We start from the raw sequence: 19,319 nt of genomic DNA on the forward strand, positions 1-19,319 counted from the left end.
CACCCGGCCCCACCGCACCTACCTCGCCACCTGGCGCAAACCGATCCTTGACGCCGTCCCGCGCCTCGTCAATCGTGTGATCGCTGAACCACTGTCCGTCGCTTCCGCAGCTCAGCGGCGGTGTCAGCGCAACCCTCGCCACACCCCTCGCCACACCCCTCACCGCAACTCTCACCCGGCCTACCCGCCGGTGCACCCCACAGCGCCCCCGCGGTGCCGGCGGCTCCCCCGCCGGCACCGAAGCCTTTCAAGGAGACTTCTTGTCCGGCGAGCAACACCTTCTCAAGGTCTACAGCGACCGCACCTACCTCCACACCACCACCGTCCGCCACCAGGGCACCACCGTGGCCCTGGCGATGGACGACGAGCGGCGCATCGTCTACAGCGTGCTCGACCTCTCCCGCCACGACGACGCCAAGGGTGAACTGGACGCCGCGTACTGGTCGGAGAACCCGGTCCCGCTCCGCTTCCCCTCCGAGATCGCGGAGGCCGGCATAGCGGCTGCCGGAGCGACCGCGCTGCCGGTGGTGAAGAACGGCGGCCGGGTGGAGGCCGCGCCCGGTGAGCGGCTGGACGCGGACGAAATCGACCCCTTCCTGTCCACCACGGCCCGGCTCACGGCCCTCGCGCCCTTCCACGCCCTGTCGGACGGCACGCACATCGTCGTGTTCCGTCAGTCGGTGGGGGCCGAGCACCCCGACGCCGTCCACAAGCTGGCCGGCGGCGGATCCTCCGGAGATCCCGGGCGCAGCGGCTACGTGACCGACGCCGCGGGCGCGAAGGTGGCGCTGGTGGAGGACACCCTGCTGTGCGACCGGTTCCTGCTCGTCGGCGGCGAGCTCAAGCCCGTCCTTGAGGCCCGCTACCGGCGCAGCCGGCACAAGACCCGCCCGGACTCGGCCAAGGACAGCCTGGGAACGAGCGACATGGAGGGGCGCCCCTTCCACGAGCCGACGCAGGAGCTGTCGTTCGTCCGCCGCCTGTCCGGCGGGCGCTTCGCCGCCCTGCTCGTGCCCACCGCCGTCCACGGCCGGCAACGCTGGCAGATCTTCACGCACAACGACGCCACCGGCCGCATCGACTCCTTCAACGTCGAGCAGGGCCGCGACGGCCTGTTCAACCTCCGGGGCACCCAGGCGTGGACCAGCCCCGATCCCGCCCACCGGGACGCCGTCTACGAGTCCGGCCCCGGCACCTGCCCGTTCACCGGGCAGCCCCTGATACCCGTCGTCAGCACGGAGGGTCACGCCGAGACGGCGCTGGCTTTCGGCGAGGACGACGCCCACGTACGCGTCGCGGACGCCCCGCAGCTCGCGGACCGCGACTTCACCGTGGAGTTCTGGGCGCGCCGCACCGCGCACGGCCGGCAGGAGTTCCTCTTCGGCCACGGCGACGAGTCGGGCAGCCCGCACAAGTCCCTGCACATCGGCTTCCGCGAGGACGACCGCTTCACCTTCGCCTTCTACGCCGAGGACCTCAACGCGGAGGTACGCACCGAGGACACCGCCTGGCACCACTGGGCCTGCGTCTACGAGCACGCCGCCCGGCGCCAGACGGTCTACCGCGACGGCGAGGTGGTCGGCAGCCGCACCACGGATGCCGGCTACTCCGGCACCGGCCCACTCCTCCTGGGCCGCGCCCTCGCGCAGGGTGCCCGCGCCGAGCTCGACGAGGTGCGCGTGTGGGACCGCGCGCGCACCGCCGAGGAGCTCCGGCGCGACAAGGGCGTCCGCCTGATGGGCAACGACCCGGGCCTCGTCGCCTACTACCGCTTCGACGAGGGCACCGGCACCCGCCTGCACGACCAGACCGACCACGCCCGGCACGGCGAACTCGTCGGCGGGCCGAAGTGGGTGACGTCCGAGGCGCCCATCGGTGACCACCCGGGCGTGCGCCGCGACAGCTTCACCGTCTCCGGACGCAGTGCCGTCTCCGGCCTGTCCGCCGTCCTGTACCACCAGCAGGAGGAGACGGCGGCCGGCTACGGCCAGGAGCCCAGGCCCGCCAAGCGCCAGGCCCGCGTCCTGCTGTCGTACGCCACCTCCGGCCCGGACCCGAAGACCGGCGCGGCGACCGACGAGGCGTACGTGGCCACGGTCGACTTCGGCGTCGGACGCGACGGGCGCCTGGCTCAGGTGCCCGACGAGCTGGCCCTGCCCGTGCTGGCCGCGCCGGAAGGCAGCGGCGACGTCGAGACCATCAGCGAGCTGGACGCCCGGATCCGGCAGCTGGTCCGGGACCTCGCGGCCAAGGAGAGCGAGGTCGCCGAACTCGCCCGGCGGACCGCGGACATACCGGAGCTGGAGCGCCTCCGCGAGGCGTACTACACCCGGTGGCAGGACATCGCCGGCTGGACGTGCCGCCTCCGCTTCAAGAACACCCGCGACGGCAAGCCGCAGTACCTCGCCGTGAAGGACGACGGCGCCGGCGATGAACCGCCGCTGATCCGGACCTCCGACAAGGACGCGAAGTCGGCCCTGTGGTCCGTACTGATCCCCCCGGGGGCCAGTTGGAGCGGCCCCACGCCCTACCACCTGTACAACCCGCACACCGGCAAGGACATGAACGTCGCCGGTGACCGTCAGGACAACGACGCGCCCCTGATCGTGTGGCCACGGCAGACCACCGCCGAGAACACCCACTTCCATATCGACGAGCGCAGCGACGGCTACAGCACTCTCACCAACAAGCACAGCCGGAAGGCGGTGTGTGCTCCCGACCGGCTCGGTGACCGCGTCGTCCAGTACGACCCCGCCACGGTCACCGAGTCCGGCGAGGGACTGATCGCCTTCGAGCGGGTCGCCCTCCACGAGTTCGGGCACCCCGACATCCGCGACGCGGGCGAACGCGTGGAGGCGCTCGACGCCCAGCTCGCCGAGCTCCGCACCCAGCGCGAGCTGCTGGAGCGGCGCCGCCGCGAGATCGAGGCAGGGCAGGCCGAGCTGACGGCCGGGCGCGACGAGCTCGCCCGGCTCACCGGCGGCCTCAAGGGCGCCGACGACATCGCGCTGCCCATGCCCCGGCTCTCCCTCGACCGCACCGGTCTGAGCACCTCCGGCGCCCTGCTGTCCTTCGCCCGTTCGGCGGACCGGCCGTACCTGCTCGACAGCGCCACCGGCAACGTCGTCCTGTACTTCCGGGGCGCCAACGGCCAGTTCTTCGCCACCTACTACGACACGACGGTCGTGCGCTCCTCACGGCGGCTGACGGCGGGCGACGGCCACGCGGTCACCTTCACCGCACGCGACTCCGGCACAAGCCTGGAGTCGGTGACGATCCGGGTGACGGCGGGCGACGGTCCCGGCCTCTGCGACGTGACCGTCGAGCGGGGCGAGGAACGCGAGACCTGGAAGGGGCTGCCGCGCCCGGCCGCCGACTTCGCCGCGATCATCAACGGGGCTCCGGAGACACCCGTCACGATCGGTGCGGTGAAGACGTTCGACGCCACCACCAGACTCCTGTCCGGCGGCCGGGCAGGCGACGTCGCCGGAGGTGTCCTGCGGCTCGCCGAGCCCCTCTCCGCCGCCCTGCCCGCCCGTACGCCCGTCACGGTCGGCGGTCACCTCTACCTCACGGAGACCGCCCACGCGCCGGGAACCACGACGCTCCGGCTGGACGGAGGCGAGGGCGGCCCCGAGCCGCAGCCGGGCGAACCCGTCCAGCGACTGCGCTACGACCACCGCCTCGCCTCCTCCAGCCGCCCCGGCGTCCCGCTCTCCGCCGGCTCCCGGCTGGTGCTGGCCGACCCGGGCACCGCACGGGACGTCCCGCTCGGCGAGGTCTCCGACCTCGTCGCCGGGCACGGCTGCCGCTGGCGCGCGGACAAGCCGGGCCGGGCCTACTCCTTCGACGGGCAGCAGAACGTCCTCACCCTGCCGCAGGAGCGGCTCGACCAGGTGGCGGTCACCCGCGACCTGACCCTGGAGGCCTGGGTCAACCCCGAGTCCGTGTCCGGCGCGGCCCGGATCGTCCACGCCGGCACCGGCGCCGTCCCGTACACCCTGAGTTTGCTCGCGCCGGCCGCCACGGTCGTGCCCGCCCTGGCCTTCGACGGCAAGAGCGGCGTGGCCATGACCGAGAGCGGCTTCAGCCTCGCCGGGCAGTCCTTCACGGTGGAGTTCTGGGCGCGGCGCACCAAGGAATGGCAGGGCAAGGCCCAGTACGTCGTCGGCCACGGCTCGTCGCAGGGCGGCACGCGCACGGCCCTGCACATCGGCTGGCGTGAGAACAGCACCTTCACCTTCGCCTTCTACGGTGACGACCTCACCACCACCCACGGGCAGGACCTCGCGGGCTGGCACCACTGGGCCTGCGTCTTCGACGCGAACACCCGGGAGCAGGTGATCTACCGGGACGGCGTCGCCGAGGACCGGCGCACCGCCACGGATACGTACCAGGGCGACGGTGTCTTCAGCTTCGGCAGCCACTTCGCCGGCTGGGTGCCCGACTACGCCGCCGTGGAGATGGACGAGGTCCGGCTCTGGGGCACCGCCCGCACCGCGACGGAGATCCGGGACCGCAAGAACGTGCGCCTGACGGGCCGGGAACCCGGCCTGATGGGCTACTGGCCCTGCGGCGACCCGCTCGCCCAGGTGGGCGGCAAGCCGGGCGTCCTTGACCGCTCCGGGCAGAACCGCCACGTCTACCTGCGCGGCGGCGTCACCACCGCGACCACGACCGCCGAGCTCAAGCAGGCCGCGGACACGACGTACCGCGTCGTCGCCGGGGCCGGCGACCGGCTGGTGGTCACCCGTGCCGCCTTCCCCCCGCACGAGTGGGCCCACCTCGCCGCCGCCTACGAGCAGTCCTGGGCCGTGGAGCTCAGCGACGGCGCGTACCTCGAAGCGCCCGACAACGACGCCCTCGACATCGCCGGCGACCTCACCGTCGAGGTCTTCTGCCGCGTCGACGCCCTCGGCGCGACGCAGGGCCTGCTCTCCAAGGGCCGCACCGCCGACGGCTCGGGCGGCAGCGTCCCGTACCGGCTGCTCGTCCTGCCCGACGGGAAGCTGGAGTTCGGCTTCGAGGAGCCGGACGGCAGGCTGGTGCGGTTCACCTCCACCGAAGCCGTCGGCGCCGGGACCTTCCACCGCCTGGCCGTCGTCCGCAAGGGCGGCCGGTCGATGCAGGAGCGCAAGGGCAGCAAGGAGATCACCGCGGCCGGCGCCGACGGCAAGCCCGTCCGGCAGACCGTCGAACTCGTGGAGTCCGTCGACGTCCAGGAGTGGCAGGACATCCGCTTCTTCATCGACGGCCGCGAGGCCGGATCCGCCCGCTACGAGGGGCCCGGCGCCAAGGGCAACACCGGCACGCTCGACATCGGCCGGGCCCGCGAGGGCCTGGAGACCCGCTTCCTGAGCGGTGTCGTCGCCGAAGTCCGGCTGTGGGGCCTGGCACGGGACGCGGCGCAGCTCGGCACGCCCGTCTCGGCGCGCGACCGGGGCCTGACCGCCCAGTGGCGGTTCGAGGAGAACGCGGGCAACACCGCGGCCGACACCACCGGCTCGCACCCGGCCCGCCTGCGCGGCGCGCGCTGGACCCGCAACCCCGACCCGCGCGGCAGCGCCTTCCGCGTCTACCGCAACGGCGTCTCCCTGGCCTGCGACCCCCTGGCACCGGCGGACTTCGGGGCGGCCGGCTACGGCGACGCCCAGCTCTCCCTCGGCGCACGGCTCGACGCGGGCCGGGTCACCGAGGCCTTCCACGGCGTCCTGGAAGAGGTGCGGATCTGGCGCACCGCCCGCACGCAGGAGCAGGTGCTGGACAACCTCTTCACTCGCCTCAGGGGCGAGAAGGAGGACCTGATCGCCTACTGGTCCTTCGACCGCGCCTCCACCGACGAGAGCGCGCACCTGGTCCGCGACGAGGGCCTGCGCGGCAACGACCTCACCCTCGGCGACGCCCCGCGACGCCCCTCCCCCGTGCTGTCCACCGCACCCGTCTCCACCGACACCGCCCAGGTCCGCTCCGCGCTCGCCGCGATGCGCACGCCCTTCCACGAGACGGTCACGGGCGCACCGGCCGTCGCCGAGTACGCGGACATGCAGTACACGGCCAAGGGCGAGGCGTTCGGCGTGCTCAAGCGGGCCTACGGCTACCTGCGCGACGGACGCTGGCACCTGGTCACCGGCTACAAGGTCGGCGACCTGGTCAGCGAGTGGGTCAGCCAGGTGCAGTTCGACCCGCAGCTCGTCGGCTACGTCGAGGGCGCACCGCCCGTGCCGTCGGAGAACCTCACGCCCAACACCGTCGACCCGGACCGTGCGACGTACGACGGTGTCGCGTCGGTGGAGTTCACCGAGTCCGAAGAGGTGGTGCACTCGCTGTCGTCGGCCAAGGAGCGCAGCGTCGACGCGGCGTTCGACTTCGCCCTGTCCAACGAGGTCGACGTCGACATGTGGATGATCGCCGCCCCGCTCGGCTTCGGCGTGGCCAAGTCGATGGCGAAGGCCAAGGTGTCGGTGGGCGTGCGCGGCAGCCTGGAGTTCTCCAACAGCTGGGCCGACGAGACGACCGTCTCGCAGGGCGAGAACACCACCCGTGCGATGAAGGTCGAGCTGTCCGGCAGCTGGGAGGACCCGCTCAGGCCCCTCAACCCCTCCCTCGGCCGCCGCTACGTCCCCGTCAACACCGGCTTCGCCGTCGTGCAGTCGCAGACCGCCGACGTGTTCGCGCTGCGCCTGGCCCACAGCGGGGCCCTGGTCGCCTACCGCATCCAGCCCAACCCGGACGTCCCCAAGGACTGGAACGTCGTCCCCTTCCCCCTCAACCCGCGCTACACCAAGCAGGGCACGCTGGACGGGACGGTCGGCTACGACGAGCGCGGCCGCGTCCTCGACCCCGACTACGCGTCGGCGCGCGAGCGCGGCGAGTACAGCTACTACAAGCCGCGCGAGGCGTACGCGATCAAGCGGCGCATCCAGCGCGAGCAGCAGCGGCTGCGCAGCTACTACGAGACGGTCTCCACCGATACGCACACGCCCGACCCGACCGCCGAGCGCGCCGGCCGCGTCCTGGGCGGCGCCATCGGTGGCGACACCTCTCCCGGCAAGGGGCGCGAGACGGCCGGCAACTCCACCGGGGACGGCTTCTCGCGGCGCGACCTGGTCAACACCTACGTCTGGACGGCCGACGGCGGATTCTTCGCCGAGACAACGGAGACCGCCGACGCGGTGAGCGAGACGACCTCCGGCTCGTACTCCCTGTCCGGCTCGGTGGGCGCGTCCGTCGGCACGTCCTTCGACGTCATGGGCGTCGGCGTCAACGCGCAGCTGGACGCGTCGGTCGGCGGCGGCATGACCGTCACCCGTGCGCGCGGCAAGCAGGCCACCCGCTCCTTCGGCCTGAACGTCACGTGCGCGCCGTCCGGCAACGTCCAGCAGTACGATGCGCACCGCAAGCCCGTCTTCGACGCCGACGGCAAGCCGGTCAACGCCCCGGGCAAGGTCGACGCGTACCGGTTCCTCAGCTTCTACCTCGGCGAGGACACCGAGCACTTCGACACCTTCTTCCACAAGGTCGTCGACCCGGCCTGGCTGGAGAACGGCACCGATCCGAACGCGGCCGCACTGCGGCAGGCGCGCCGGTCCGACCGCAAGCCGCCGTGCTGGCGCGTGATGCACCGCGTCACGTTCGTCAGCCGGCTCCTGCCGCCCGTGCCGCCCGCCGACGCCCCGCCGCTGGAGCGCACCATGCGGGAACTCGACCTGGACAGCAACTACGAACTGGTCCGCCGTCTCGACCCGTACGTCAAGGCCGCGGCCACCAGCCGCACCGAACTCGCCGACGCCGTGCGCGCGGCGCTGCGGGCGCACCTGCCGGAGCTGCAGCCGCACGCGGAGGAGGTCGTCGCGTTCCTCGCGCAGTACTACGGCGTGGAGGGCTGACGTGCGCTGACAGCACGGAGCGCGGTGGCCGGGCGGGGTATTCCGCCGCCCGGCCACCGCGCTGGTGTGGGACTGCTCCGCAGCGCGCGGTGTACGCGCTTACTGCCTCGTCGTGTCTACCTGCCCTCCTTCACTGCGGCCTTGGTGACGGCCGCGGGCGAGTCGTACTCCCTCTTGGGCATGGCGCTGAGCGCGTCTACGGTGTCCTGGGTGGCTCCGTGCTTCCTGGCATGATCGACCAGCTTCTCCTTGGTCGCCGGGTATTCCATGTCCTTGAGGCACTTCTGGAGCTCGATGGGGTTCGTCTTTGCCATGACCCGCGGGGTACCCGCAGGCCGCCCGGGCATGAGGCGGCGCCGCGGAATCACCCGGACGGCCGGTACCCGGCCACGGGCCCGGCCCTCCGGGCGGGCCGGTCCGCCCGGAGAGCGCCTTCGGCCCGGCAGGAGAAGACTGGACCCTGTGGGCACAGCACGACAGCGGAGGTGATTCCCGTGCCAGGACGCGAAGTCATGCCCGACACCATCAAGCGATCGGACGCCAAGGCGCAGCGGACCTGGGCCAAGGCGCACGACTCGGCCGTGGAGCAGTACGGCGAGGGCGAGCGCGCGCACCGGGTGGCCTACGGCGCGCTCAAGCACACGCACGAGAAAGTCGGCGACCACTGGCAGCCCAAGGAACACGGGCGCAAGGGCCCCTCGGACGAGCAGTCACGACGGCCGCGCGGCACCAGCGACAAGTCCGCTGAGGGCGTGGACACCCAGGCCACCAAGCAGCACTTGCAGGAACTGGCCAGGGAACTGCACGTCGAGGGCCGCTCGCGCATGACCAAAGGCGAGCTCGTCGACGCCATCCGCAAGGCCAACGCACGGGAGACCGCCGCGGCCCGTCGCTGAGGGCCCGCGGGGACCGTACGGCGCCGCGGGCCCGCTCGGAGGCGGCCGGGCCGACCGCCCTGCTCCCCGGCCGTCCTACTCCTTCGGGCGCCGCTGCTTACGAGGCGACTCCTCGTCGCGCTCGAGCGCCTCGGGGTCGCGCCACTCGTCGGACCGTGTCGTGCGGCCCGTACGTGCCTGGTGGCGCGTCGCCCGCTTCAGCTCGTCGTCCTTCTTGGGGCCGTGCTTGCTGCTGCGCTCCATGACTGCGCTGCTCCTTGTCTACGGATGCTCGGGGCTCTGCTCGGGCGGCACTCCGCCGCCGCGACCGCCGCCCTTGCGGCCCTTGTCACTGCCGTGGGCGCGCTCGGGGCCGCCGGGTCCCGCCTTCCGGTCCAGCCCGGCCTTCGACTCGGCGGACTCCTGGACGGTGGAGCCCTTCTTACTGCGGCGCACCGCCGGCTGCTGCGGGTTCTTGGTCATCGTGTCCTCCCTGAGGGGACGCCGAGCGATCGCTCCGGGGTCACCTCCACGGACCGTCTTCCCCCCAGCCTAGGCGGCATTCGCCCGGGTGGCGCGACGGGAGAACGCCCGTCCCGGGGGCGGCGGGGCCGAGCGGCGCGCCGAGCGGCGCACTGCGGTGACAGAGCGTGGTGAACGGCCACCAGCCGTTCGCGGCCAGGTCCAGGCGAGCAGTTCCTCCTCACCGCCGCTACGGAAGACGCCGGCGTGCGCCGCTGCCGGTCTCCTTCAGTTCGCCGGTGCCGAAGGGGAGCCAGGTCAGAGCGTGCGTGCTCGGGGTGGTGCCCGTGCGGGCGACGGTGACCGTGGCGCCCCGGGGGACGACGGCGGTCAGCCGGCTGCCGGGGTCGCCGGGGGCCCGTTCCGCCAGGCGGGACTGCACGCTCGTGACACGACTCGTGCGGCCGGCCGGGGCCACCGTGACCGTGAGGGTCGGCGGCGGGTCCTCGGTGTCGGGCACGTCCTGGTCTGCGCGGACGTGCCCGACCAGGAAGCCGTCGGTCTCGGCGGTGTACGTGAGCGCGGCCGCCTCGCCCAGGTCGAAGGCGGAGGAAGCGTAGGCGAGCACGGTGTGACCGTTGACGGTGAGGTCGTTGACGACCAGGTCGGGGCGGGCGACCGTGACCACGGTGCTCATGGCGTACTCCGCCGTGTTCCCGCCCTCGGTCACCTGCACCACGAGGGTGAACGCGGTGTCGCGGTGCAAGGGCGGGGTCTCCCAGTAGCGGACGGCGGTGACGTCGCACGGCGGGCCGTCATGCAGCATCGTGTACGTGGCGCCGGGCCGGGAGTCGCCCCGCCAGGTCAGCTCGGCCGGGGTGCCGCTGGCGACGAGGATCGTCTCGGGCCGGAAGTCTCCCGTGGTGAAACCGGCGGGGACCTTGGCCAGGGGCCACTCCTCGGTCCCGCTGTCCGGGGCGTCCTGGATGTGCTCCTCGATCGTCAGTTTGCTGGTGCCGACCTGGGCGTTGACCTCGATGTGGGCCAGGCCCAGGTCGAGCTGCCCGCCGGGCGGGACGGTCGCGGAGCGCTTGGGCGTCAGCACGGCGCTGCCCGGCCGGTCCGCGTCCAGCTCGAACCGCCATTTCTTGATGTCGTCCACCTGGGGCTCGGCACTGCCGGGGTTGTTGCTCAGGTCAGCGGCCCCGGTGCCCACGGGGAAGGTGAAGCGGACCGATTCGAGGTGGACCGCGTGCTGCTGATGGTTGGTGACGGTGATCCACAAAGTGGCCGTCTTCGGTGTCGAGCCCTGCGAGACCTGGATGGGCTTCGGTTCACTGATCACGTCATACGTGAGCACGCAGGGGACTTCGCCGCTGGGTCCTGCCGGCATCGTCGCACTCACCCCCACGCCGGGCCGAGGGAGAGGTACGCGTCGTTGCCCAGCGCGCCGCCGAGGGGGAACTCGGCGACCGGGTCGCCGCCCGCCACCGGCAGCTTCTGCACCGAGTCGGCCCTTTCGGAGGTGACGAAGAGAAAGGCCCCGTCCGGGGACACGGCCACGGCGTTCGTGCGATCGCGCGGTGTCCGGACGGGAGTCACCTCGGTGACGGCCTGGACGTCGATCACCTTGATCTCGTGGCCGCGGTTGGCGACGAACACCAGCGCGCCGTCGGGCGACGCGGCGAGCTGCTCGGGCGACTGCCCGACCCCGACCAGCGGAGGGTCGCCGGCACCCGCCGTCCTGGCGACGGCGACGGCGTTGACGCCGCTGTGGATGCCGAAGCACAGGACGGTGCCGTCGGGGGTGAGTGCCGTGCACATGGCGGTGATCGGGCCGCCGAAGCGCCGGCCGACCGTGTTCGTCGCGGTGTCCACGACCGCCACGACGGGATCGCCGTTCGTGGCGACGTAGACGTGGCCGCCGTCGGGCGAGGCCACGAGGCCGTCCGGGGAGGGCCCGACGTCGACGGGCTGCGCCGCGCCGGTGGCGAGGTCGATCGCGTGCACGGTCCCTGCCAGGGGGTTGGTGACGTAGGCGGCGGACGCGTCGGGCAGGGCCGTCACCCGGTACGGCCAGGAGCCCGCTCCCACCGTGCGGAGCGTGCCGGCCGTGATGTCGAGGAGCGCGAGGCTCCCCTCGCCCCCGCCCTCGCCGCGGGCCGTGGACAGGGTCCGGAACCCGTCCGGCGAGATCACGACGCCGCCGGGTTCCGCGCCCACCTGGCTCTGGCGGATCCGCTGGCCGCTGTCGGCGTCGAAGACCCACAGCCGGCCGTCGGCCCCGTCGAGCACGCTCAGGAACGTCCGGTACGGCCACCGGTCGCGCAGTGCCTTCATGCCGGAGGTGACGCGGTGTTCGTCGGGGTCGGTGTCGCACTCGGCGTACCGCACCCCGTCCGGGGCGATGAGGTGGCCGTTGCGCGTGGCGGGGTAGTTAAACGCGGCGGCCACGCCGCCGAGGACCGGGGAGTCGGGGTGGTCGGGGTTCGCCCAGTCCTTCTCCAGCGTGCCCTGTTTCACGACCTCGTCGGAGTCCAGGTCGTAGTTGACGAACTGACCGCCCCGGAAGAGGTACACGGTGCCGTCGAAGGCCGTCATGCCGGCGTCGACGCCCTGGGTGAAGTCGGGTGCGCCGTTGCGCAGGCCGGGAAACTTGTCACCGATCTGCACCGGGGAGGCGCCGCCCACCGGTTCGTTCTTGGCGATGTCGTAGAGCACGCATGTCGTGCCCTTGAAGAAGTAGACGCACGGGGTGTCGGTGGAGCAGGTGGCGTCGACGCCGGTGAGATAGGTGGCGGGGAGCTTGGGCCACAGTTCGCGGAGCGTGGTCCCGCGGCGCGGCGGCGCGGTCACCGCGGCGTCGTGGTGGACGGCCCAGCCGCCCCGGAGGAAGTAGACGGCGGCGGGGGCGCCGCCCGAGTCGGGGACGCTGAAGGCGGCGTCGATCCCTGCGGGTGTGAGGTCGGTCGTGGCGGGGTTCTCGGTCATGTCCGGTGCTCTCCCGTGCGCTGGGCGGGTGGGCGGTCAGTGGCGTCGCTGGGCGGATGGCCGGTCACTGGCGGGGACGGGGCGCGGGCTCACGTTTCGACGGGCCGCAGCGGCCCGCTGCCGAAGGGGAACCACGTCAGGGCGGCGGTGAAGGCTCCGCCGTCGCTCTTCTGCACCACGCTGACCACCGAGCCGCGGGGCACCGGGACGAGCACGCTCGCCTCCTGGTTCTCGGTGCCGCCGCGGACGTCCCAGGACTGCGTGGCGAACTTCTGCCGCTTGAGGCCCGGAGGGGTGACGAAGACGTTGAGGGTGGCGGGCGCCCCGGCCTGGTTGGTCTTGATGTAGCCGGTGATCATGCCGTCGGTGTCGGCCGCGTACGTCCACGTCCCGCTCTCGGTGCCGCCGGCGACCTCCTGAACCTCACCGAACAGCCGCACCACGCCGTTGGCGTCGAGGCTGCCGACCTCCAGGTCGGGCACGTCGACGGTCACTGCCGTGGTGAGTCCGTAGGTGACGGTCGAGCCGGCCTCCTCCGTGGTGCCCAGCAGCATGAAGGCGGTGGCGGTGTGCAGGCACGGCGAGGTCCACTCGCCGTGCCCGTCGGTGATGTACCTGTTGACGACCTCGCGCTGGTCTCCGTAGAAGAGCTCGTAGTCGGGGCCGTCCACGCACTTCCACGTCAGGGTGACGCTCTCGCCGTTGGGCACGATGGTGCAGTCGGGGCGGAAGTCCTCCAGCATGGCGCCGGCAGGGGCTTTGGCCAGCCTCCTGCCGCCGCCCGCGCGCTCGCGCAGCACTCCGGTGACGTCCGTGGCCTGCTCGCTGATGCCGAGAACGGCCGTGCCGACGGCCTCGTTGACCTCCACGTTCGCGAGGGTGATCACGATCCGTTCGCCCGGCTTGAGTTCGGTGCCGGGCTCCGCGGGCCGTACGTGGAACACGCCGCTGCCATGGTGCTCGGCCTCCCAGCCGGCGGTGCCCTCCACGCGAGCCGTGATCGTTTCGGGGCCGGCCGTGAGGGCGTGGGGCTCCTCCCCCGTCGGCACGGTGATGGTGATCGAGTCGCAGGTGACGGCGGCGGGGCCCGGGTTGGTCGCGGTGATCCGCAGGGTGGCGCGCTCACCGGACCGGTCGTCCGTACGGACGCGCAGCAGTGCTGGGCTGGTGTGCAGGGCGTAGGAAAGGGCCGTGGTCATGGCGTGCTCCGGGGGGACTGAGGGGCTGCCGGGTCCTGGGCGGGCGCCCGTCGTGCGGTGGTGCCGTCGGCGTCGCCGAGCGCGCCGGAGAGCTGGAGGAAGCCGTGCCGGGCGGCGCCGGTGGAGTCGGTGAGGGCCAGTGCGGCGTCCGGGCCGGTAAGGGGGTAGGAGGCCCAGCGGCCTGGGGCGGCCGCGGCCGGCTGGGCCCACTGCCAGGTGCCGCGCCAGCCGGACGGGCCGGGCATGACGAGGTGTTCGGTGGGCGTGCCGCCCTGGTCGTCCGCGGCCATGCGGCTGCCGGCGAGGAGCGGACCCATCCGGAACGCCAGCTTCATGCGCCCGAGGGGGCCTCGGACCCACGTCGTCGGCAGCAGGAGCCGCCCCACGGGGAGGATGTCGGTGACGGCGTGGACGGCGGCCCAGGGGTCGGCGAGGAGCGTGACCCACGCGGCGGTCTCGTTCGCGGCCCGTCCGTACGGGACGACGGGCCGCGCGGGGACGGCGATCTCCCGGCCGTCGATGGGGACGGCGTATCGCGGTTCCTGCCCTTGTCCCTCTTCCGGTGGCCGGGGGACCCGGTGCAGGCGGGTGTAGTCGGCGCCGAGGAAGAAGCCCACGAGCCCGTCACTGACCATGTCCGTGCCCAGCCGGACGTTCCACCGGTAGTCGGTGAATTCCGGGGCCGGCGGGGTGACGACGTCGTCCCAGGAGGAGGCGGTCATCGGCGGTCCGTCGAGCTCGAACTTCAGGCGGGCCCGCAGCAGGGCCATGGGGCGGCCGACGAGGGCGGCCAGGCTCGTGTCCTCTTCGCCGCCGGGGGTGGCGGCCATGCTGTCGTCGACGGCGGTCAGCAGTTCGGCGAAGGCGCCGGGCCCGGCGGCGAGGAGTTCGGTGACGAAGCCGTGCAGGTGGGGCAGGTCGGCCGCGAACGCCCGCCCGGAGGGGGTGTCCGGGCCGGGGTCGGGGTAGGGCGAGCCGGGCAGCGGGTCCCAGTCGGCGAGCTGCTCGTGGGCGGTGTTCAGCGCGGTGCGGATCTCTCCGAGGGCCGTGCCGTCCGGGGCGTGGACGAGGAGCGAGCGGGAGAGGTGGTTGGCCACGAGCCAGCCGCAGACGGGGGTCTCGCCCGCGGCCTCGCCGGGGCCCGCGTCGACGTCGATGCGGTGGTGGTCGTCCCGGGTGGAGACGAAGTCGAAGCGGAGCCGGGTGGGCTGGATCAGGCGCGGGGGCAGTTCCGCGAAGCGGTAGGGGTTCTCGGGGTTCACCGGGATCTCCGGGGTGACGCTGTCGGCCGTCCGGAGGGGGAACTGCAGCATGTTGTCGGGGCTGATGACGGCGAGGGAGCGGCCGAAGCGGTCGACGACGTGCAGCTGTGCGAAGGCGAGCTGGGCGGCGCGGACGGGCCGGAAGGCCGGCCCCTCTCCGGAGACCGGTCCGGGGTCGGGGACCTCGCTGAGGGAGACGCGGGAGGTGCGGTTGTCGACGAGGGCGGCGAGGTGGTCGTCGGGAACGATGTTCGTGGAGACGGTGTGCTGGGCGAGCCAGTCGTTGACGCCGTCGATGCGCTGGGAGAGCAGGTCCCAGTCCTCGGCCTTGCCGCGCAGGTCGTGCAGCTTCTCCACGGGGCCCCGGGGATGGTCCGCCGCGTGCTGGGCGAGGCGGGCGCGGGTGGTGAAGCCGGGCAGCGGGTTGAGCAGGGCCCGTCCGGTGAGGGTGCCCGGGGACTCGGCGCCGGTGCCGAGCCAGCGGTAGCGGGTCCCGCGGAACTCCCAGTTGTCCTGCTCGTCGGTGCGGTAGGGGGTCGGGTGGCAGTCGAGCTTCCAGATGAGGTGCAGCGGCGACCAGGGCTGCCGCCACGGCCGCGTCCAGCGGGCGAGACAGCCCGTGACGTGCGTGCCGGGGCGGGCGAGCGCCTCGTCCAGCGCTGTCGCGCCGGATTCGTCGCCCGGTGAGAAGGCGGCCAGGTCCAGGAGGAAGAACTCGCCGAGGAGCGCGTCCACGGCGGCGGGCTCGGGCAGGCCGGTCAGGTCGGGGGCGGGCGGGTCCGCGGGCGGCGGCGTCATCGCTCCGCCGATGCGGACGGCCGTCACCGTCTCGCCGGTGGTACGGCAGTCCAGGTCCGTCTCGTCGGTCAGGGGCCGGTCGAGCTTGGCGCCGCGGACGATGACCGAGGGGTCGGGGGTGCTGTGGAAGGCGGGTTCGGCGACGCGCTGGAGCTCCCGCCCCGGGGCGAGCTCGTGCCGGGCGGCGTAGGCGGTGACGGCCTCGGCCAGGTCCCCGGCGGTGTCTCCCCAGGGGATGCGCGAGCGCAGGCCGCCCTCGCCGAAGAGCGTGGTGAGCCCGAGGCGGACCTTGCCGGCGGCCGTTTCGGGATCGGCGGCCTGGAACTGGGCGTCGCACGCGGCGTCCCAGCCGTCCGGCCGGGTGGGGCGGCCGCGCAGCCACCACAGGCCGTAGAGGCGGCGCTGGTCGTGGGCGAGGTCGCGGGAGACGGCGTCGTGCTCGGCCTGTACGGCGTTGAGTTCGGCCAGCCACTCCTGCTCGGCCGCCCTCTGCTGCGGGGTGAGGGCCGGTGCCGGGCTGCCGCCGGGCTGCGGGCGGTCGACGATGCGCCAGGTGTAGCCGCCCTGGTCGGCGCCGAACCAGGTGCGGCGCAGGGCCTGGTCGAGGGCGGTCTCCCCGTCCTCGTCGAGGACGTCGAGGAGGTCGTACGAGAACGCCTCCCACAGCAGGGCCGCTTCGGGATCGTCCAGGGCCGCCGGGAGCAGGGCGGTCTCGGCGTCGGGGGCGACGTGCCCGACGGCGACATCGATGCCGGCGGTGCCCTCGGGCTTGTCCGACGCGGGGCGGTCGCCGTCGGCGTCCCAGGACAGGCCGAGGGCGGAGCCCGCGTACAGCGACCGCGCCGGGTGGAACGCGCTGTCGGTGGTGGCCCAGCGCAGGGAGTCGAGCAGGGCCCGTACGTCGCCGCCGGGCGGCGTTGCCAGGATGTCCCAGGCGGCGTCGGAGTACCAGCCGACGACGAGGTAGCTGAGCAGGGCGGGGCCGTCGAGGCCGGTGAGCGGGTCGTGGAGGGAGAAGACGTCCTCGTGGTAGGGCTGGTACATCGAGAACGTCGGCAGCCCGGGGCCCGCGGCGGTGAGGAAGGGCCGGCGGCCGGACGGTTCGCTCCAGGGCCCGTCGGCGAGGTCGTGGGAGCGGCCGATCCAGGCGGGCTTCAGCTCGGTGGCCCAGGGATCCAGGAACGGGGAGGTGCCGTCCTCGTCGTTGAGGTAGTCGCTGTCGACGACCCAGCCGGCCGCGGCGGGCGTCGCCCCGGGCGCTCCGGCGGGGCGGCTGTAGCGGACGACGAGCCAGCGGTTGGGCACGTGCGGGAACTCCACCCGCCCCGCCGGGCCGTCCTGCCGGCCGCGGCGGAGGGCGTCGGGGATCAGCCACTGCAGGTGGATGCCCTGGTCGGGTTTGGCGGAGGCGCTCTGGAAGGGGTCGGGCTCGGGCGGCCGGCGGTCCTCCAGCTGCTCGAAGTCGGCGTACCACCGGCGCCAGGTCTCGTTGTCGCGCACGCGCTTGTTGACCAGGAGGGCGTCCACCTGGACGGGAACGATCAGAGGGGACGGAGGCGGGGAGGACGGGTGGGGTGACTGGGGCGACGGGGAGGTCATGCTGCTGTCCTCACTGCTGGCCGGCGGTGACCGGGCGGAAGGCGATGCGTTGCGCGGCGTTAACGAGTTCGAGCGCGAGCGCAGCCGGGCCCAGGGGCGCGGCCGGGTCGAGCTGTCCGGCCGCCCGGAGTTCTGCGGCCAGGGCGGGGACCAGGGCATCGGTGCCGGTGGCGACGTCGAGCACTTCGGGCGTCCCGCCGGCGGTGGCAGGGCACAGGAAGCGGCTCATGCCCGGCTCGCCCGCAGGCGGGAACGCCCGCTCCAGTGACGCACCGATGGGGTCGGTGAGGCGGCGCAGGCCGATGCGGTCGCCCTCGTCGATGCCGAAGTGGATGCCTTCGTGCGGCTCGCGGAAGACCACCTGGTCGGGCACCCCGTCGACGAGGCACAGCAACAGGTCCGAGCCGATGACGACGCGGTGGACGATGTCCAGCAGCTGCGGGGCGCCGCCCTCGGCGGGCGTGCGCTGCGGCTCGACCACGACGTCGGGCCAGCCCTTGACCAGCGCGGAGCGCATCAGGAGGCCGGACAGCGGGCGCGGCGGCTCCAGTGTCTCGCGGGCGACGGCGTCGACGGCCGCGTCGAGGGAGGTGCCGATGCCGGTGCTGAGCACGCCGTCGCGCAGGGCCGCGCACCACTGGGCGTCGACGTGGAAGAACCGCAGGCTCTCGGACGGCAGCATGCGGGCGTCGGGCACGAGGTGGCCGAGCGGCGTCGCCGCGAGCAGCGCGACCTGGTCGAGCGCGGCGGCCAGCGGAGCCAGGGGCTCGGCGAGGGCTGTGCGCAGCAGGGCGCGGGCCGGGCCGGTGCGCAGGCGGTCCTGCAGCGTCGCGGCGCTGCGGAGCACGGGTACGCCGTCCGCGGCTCGCCGGGGTGCGGGGGCGGTGGTTGTGTCGCGGGAGGCCGCCGGGGTGGTGGCGGCCGTGTGCAGACGGGCGCCGAGGCCGTCGTCGATCAGTTCGTGGAAGCGGTCGCGGGCGGGGTGCGTGCCGGTGCGGCCCTTCGTCAGGGCGCGGTGTGCGACGCGGCGGGCGCGGGCGCGGAAGGCGGAGACGGTCGCGGCGAGGGTGGCGTCGGAGAGGGCGAGGGCGCGGCCGAGGGTGAAGGCGGCCGCGTAGCTGACGTCGAAGACGCCGGTGCCGGTGAGGTAGATCAGTGCTTCGTCGGCGTGCCGGTAGTGGCCGCCCTCGGGGACGGGCACGCGCTGGGCCACGCCCGGGGTGAAGGGCCCGCGGTACCAGGCGAAGGAGTGCTCTCCCGAGGGCAGGGCGTGGTCGACCGGGACGTAGCCGAGGTCCAGGCGATCGGTGGCCGAGGCCGGGGCGGCGGTGCCCGGGGTGCTCGGGCGCAGGCGCAGCCCGAGGCCGGCCGGGTCGTCGGCCATGTGCCGGATCAGCGTGGCGAAGTGGGCGTTCGCGTCGGGCGCGGCGTCGAAGGACCAGGCGTGCAGGGACACCATACGGACGACGGACGGGTCGGGCCGGGTGCCGTCGAGGTGGGCGGCGAATCCCTCCAGGGAGACGAGGTGGGCGGCGTAGCGCCCGGCGGTGCGCGGGAAGCGGTTGGCGACGACGACGGCGTAGTCGCCGGCTTCCAGCTTCTCCCCGGCCCGGCGGACGCGGGCGGCGTGCCGGTCGGTGACCTTGCGGACGTGGCACAGGTGGGCGAGGTCGGCGCGCCGGGGGACGAGGGCGGCGAAGATGTCGGAGGGCACGTCGACGGTGGTGCAGGTGCTGTCGTGGAGCTCGGGCGGGACCTCGGCATCGAGGGTGATGTCGGGGGTGAGGACGCCGTCGGTACGGGTGAGGAGTTCGCGCACAGTGCGGGTGCGGACGTGCCCTTGGGCCTTGGGGTCGTCGGGGAGTTCCTCCTCGGCGAAGAGGAGCAGGGCCAGCCAGGGCAGGCCGGGTTCCGCGGGGTCGAGGGCGCGTTCCCAGGGGAGGATGAGCCGGCTGAGGGTGATGTGCGGCAGGACGTACTCGAAGGCGCCGGTCGCCGCGGGCGCGGGGTGGAGGGCGTGGACGAAGGAGCCGTCGAGGGTGAACTGCGGCGAGCGGATCTCGAACTGCTGCCGGGCGGGGGGCAGGTCGTCCGAGCCGACGGGGCCGCCGGAGACGGTGTGGTCGAGGGTGATGGTGTAGAGGCCGCCGGGTGCGGCGGGGATGTGGTTGTCGTGGAAGTGGACGCTGAACCGGGGGGTGTCCCCGGCAGCGGTGGGCTGCGTCATGGTGGCTTCCCTCGCGCGGT

At 73.4% G+C, this 19,319-nt stretch carries 10 protein-coding genes; 2 read left to right on the forward strand and 8 right to left on the reverse strand.

Annotated features, from left to right (window positions below; translation table 11 throughout):
* Positions 1-260 precede the first annotated feature (260 nt).
* Complete coding sequence (locus tag ACSNOH_RS02490) at positions 261-7,886, forward strand: LamG-like jellyroll fold domain-containing protein (RefSeq protein WP_436719482.1); 7,626 nt, start codon at positions 261-263, stop codon at positions 7,884-7,886.
* 116 nt (positions 7,887-8,002) lie between these two features.
* Here ACSNOH_RS02490 and ACSNOH_RS02495 read toward each other — a convergent pair whose 3' ends face one another.
* Positions 8,003-8,200: a DUF2795 domain-containing protein gene (locus tag ACSNOH_RS02495; protein ID WP_436719483.1), complete on the reverse strand. Its 198-nt coding sequence runs from the start codon at positions 8,198-8,200 to the stop codon at positions 8,003-8,005.
* A 180-nt stretch (positions 8,201-8,380) separates the two neighbouring features.
* Here ACSNOH_RS02495 and ACSNOH_RS02500 point away from each other — a divergent pair, with 180 nt between their 5' ends.
* Positions 8,381-8,782 carry a ChaB family protein gene (locus ACSNOH_RS02500; protein ID WP_436719484.1) on the forward strand — a complete coding sequence of 134 codons (402 nt, stop codon included), beginning with the start codon at positions 8,381-8,383 and terminating at the stop codon, positions 8,780-8,782.
* Positions 8,783-8,857: 75 nt separating this feature from the next.
* Here ACSNOH_RS02500 and ACSNOH_RS02505 read toward each other — a convergent pair whose 3' ends face one another.
* The 7 genes from ACSNOH_RS02505 to ACSNOH_RS02535 form a co-directional block, all read right to left on the reverse strand.
* The gene (locus ACSNOH_RS02505; protein WP_436719485.1) at positions 8,858-9,025 is read right to left on the reverse strand and encodes a hypothetical protein; all 168 of its coding nucleotides are present in this window, start codon (positions 9,023-9,025) and stop codon (positions 8,858-8,860) included.
* An 18-nt stretch (positions 9,026-9,043) separates the two neighbouring features.
* The gene (locus ACSNOH_RS02510) at positions 9,044-9,244 is read right to left on the reverse strand and encodes a hypothetical protein (RefSeq protein ID WP_436719486.1); all 201 of its coding nucleotides are present in this window, start codon (positions 9,242-9,244) and stop codon (positions 9,044-9,046) included.
* Positions 9,245-9,473: 229 nt separating this feature from the next.
* Positions 9,474-10,568, reverse strand: a complete 1,095-nt coding sequence (locus ACSNOH_RS02515) for a hypothetical protein (protein WP_436719487.1) — start codon at positions 10,566-10,568, stop codon at positions 9,474-9,476.
* Between the two features lie 56 nt (positions 10,569-10,624).
* Positions 10,625-12,214: a cell surface protein gene (locus ACSNOH_RS02520; RefSeq protein WP_436719488.1), complete on the reverse strand. Its 1,590-nt coding sequence runs from the start codon at positions 12,212-12,214 to the stop codon at positions 10,625-10,627.
* A gap of 89 nt (positions 12,215-12,303) precedes the next feature.
* Positions 12,304-13,413, reverse strand: coding sequence for a hypothetical protein (locus ACSNOH_RS02525; RefSeq protein WP_436719489.1), 1,110 nt, complete (start codon positions 13,411-13,413; stop codon positions 12,304-12,306).
* Complete coding sequence (locus ACSNOH_RS02530; RefSeq protein WP_436719490.1) at positions 13,410-17,072, reverse strand: hypothetical protein; 3,663 nt, start codon at positions 17,070-17,072, stop codon at positions 13,410-13,412. The genes ACSNOH_RS02525 and ACSNOH_RS02530 overlap by 4 nt, the downstream gene beginning before the upstream one ends.
* A 10-nt stretch (positions 17,073-17,082) precedes the next feature.
* Positions 17,083-19,299 carry a hypothetical protein gene (locus ACSNOH_RS02535; RefSeq protein ID WP_436719491.1) on the reverse strand — a complete coding sequence of 739 codons (2,217 nt, stop codon included), beginning with the start codon at positions 19,297-19,299 and terminating at the stop codon, positions 17,083-17,085.
* Positions 19,300-19,319: the final 20 nt, after the last annotated feature.

Source organism: Streptomyces sp. URMC 127 (assembly GCF_051386535.1).
GTDB lineage: Bacteria > Actinomycetota > Actinomycetes > Streptomycetales > Streptomycetaceae > Streptomyces.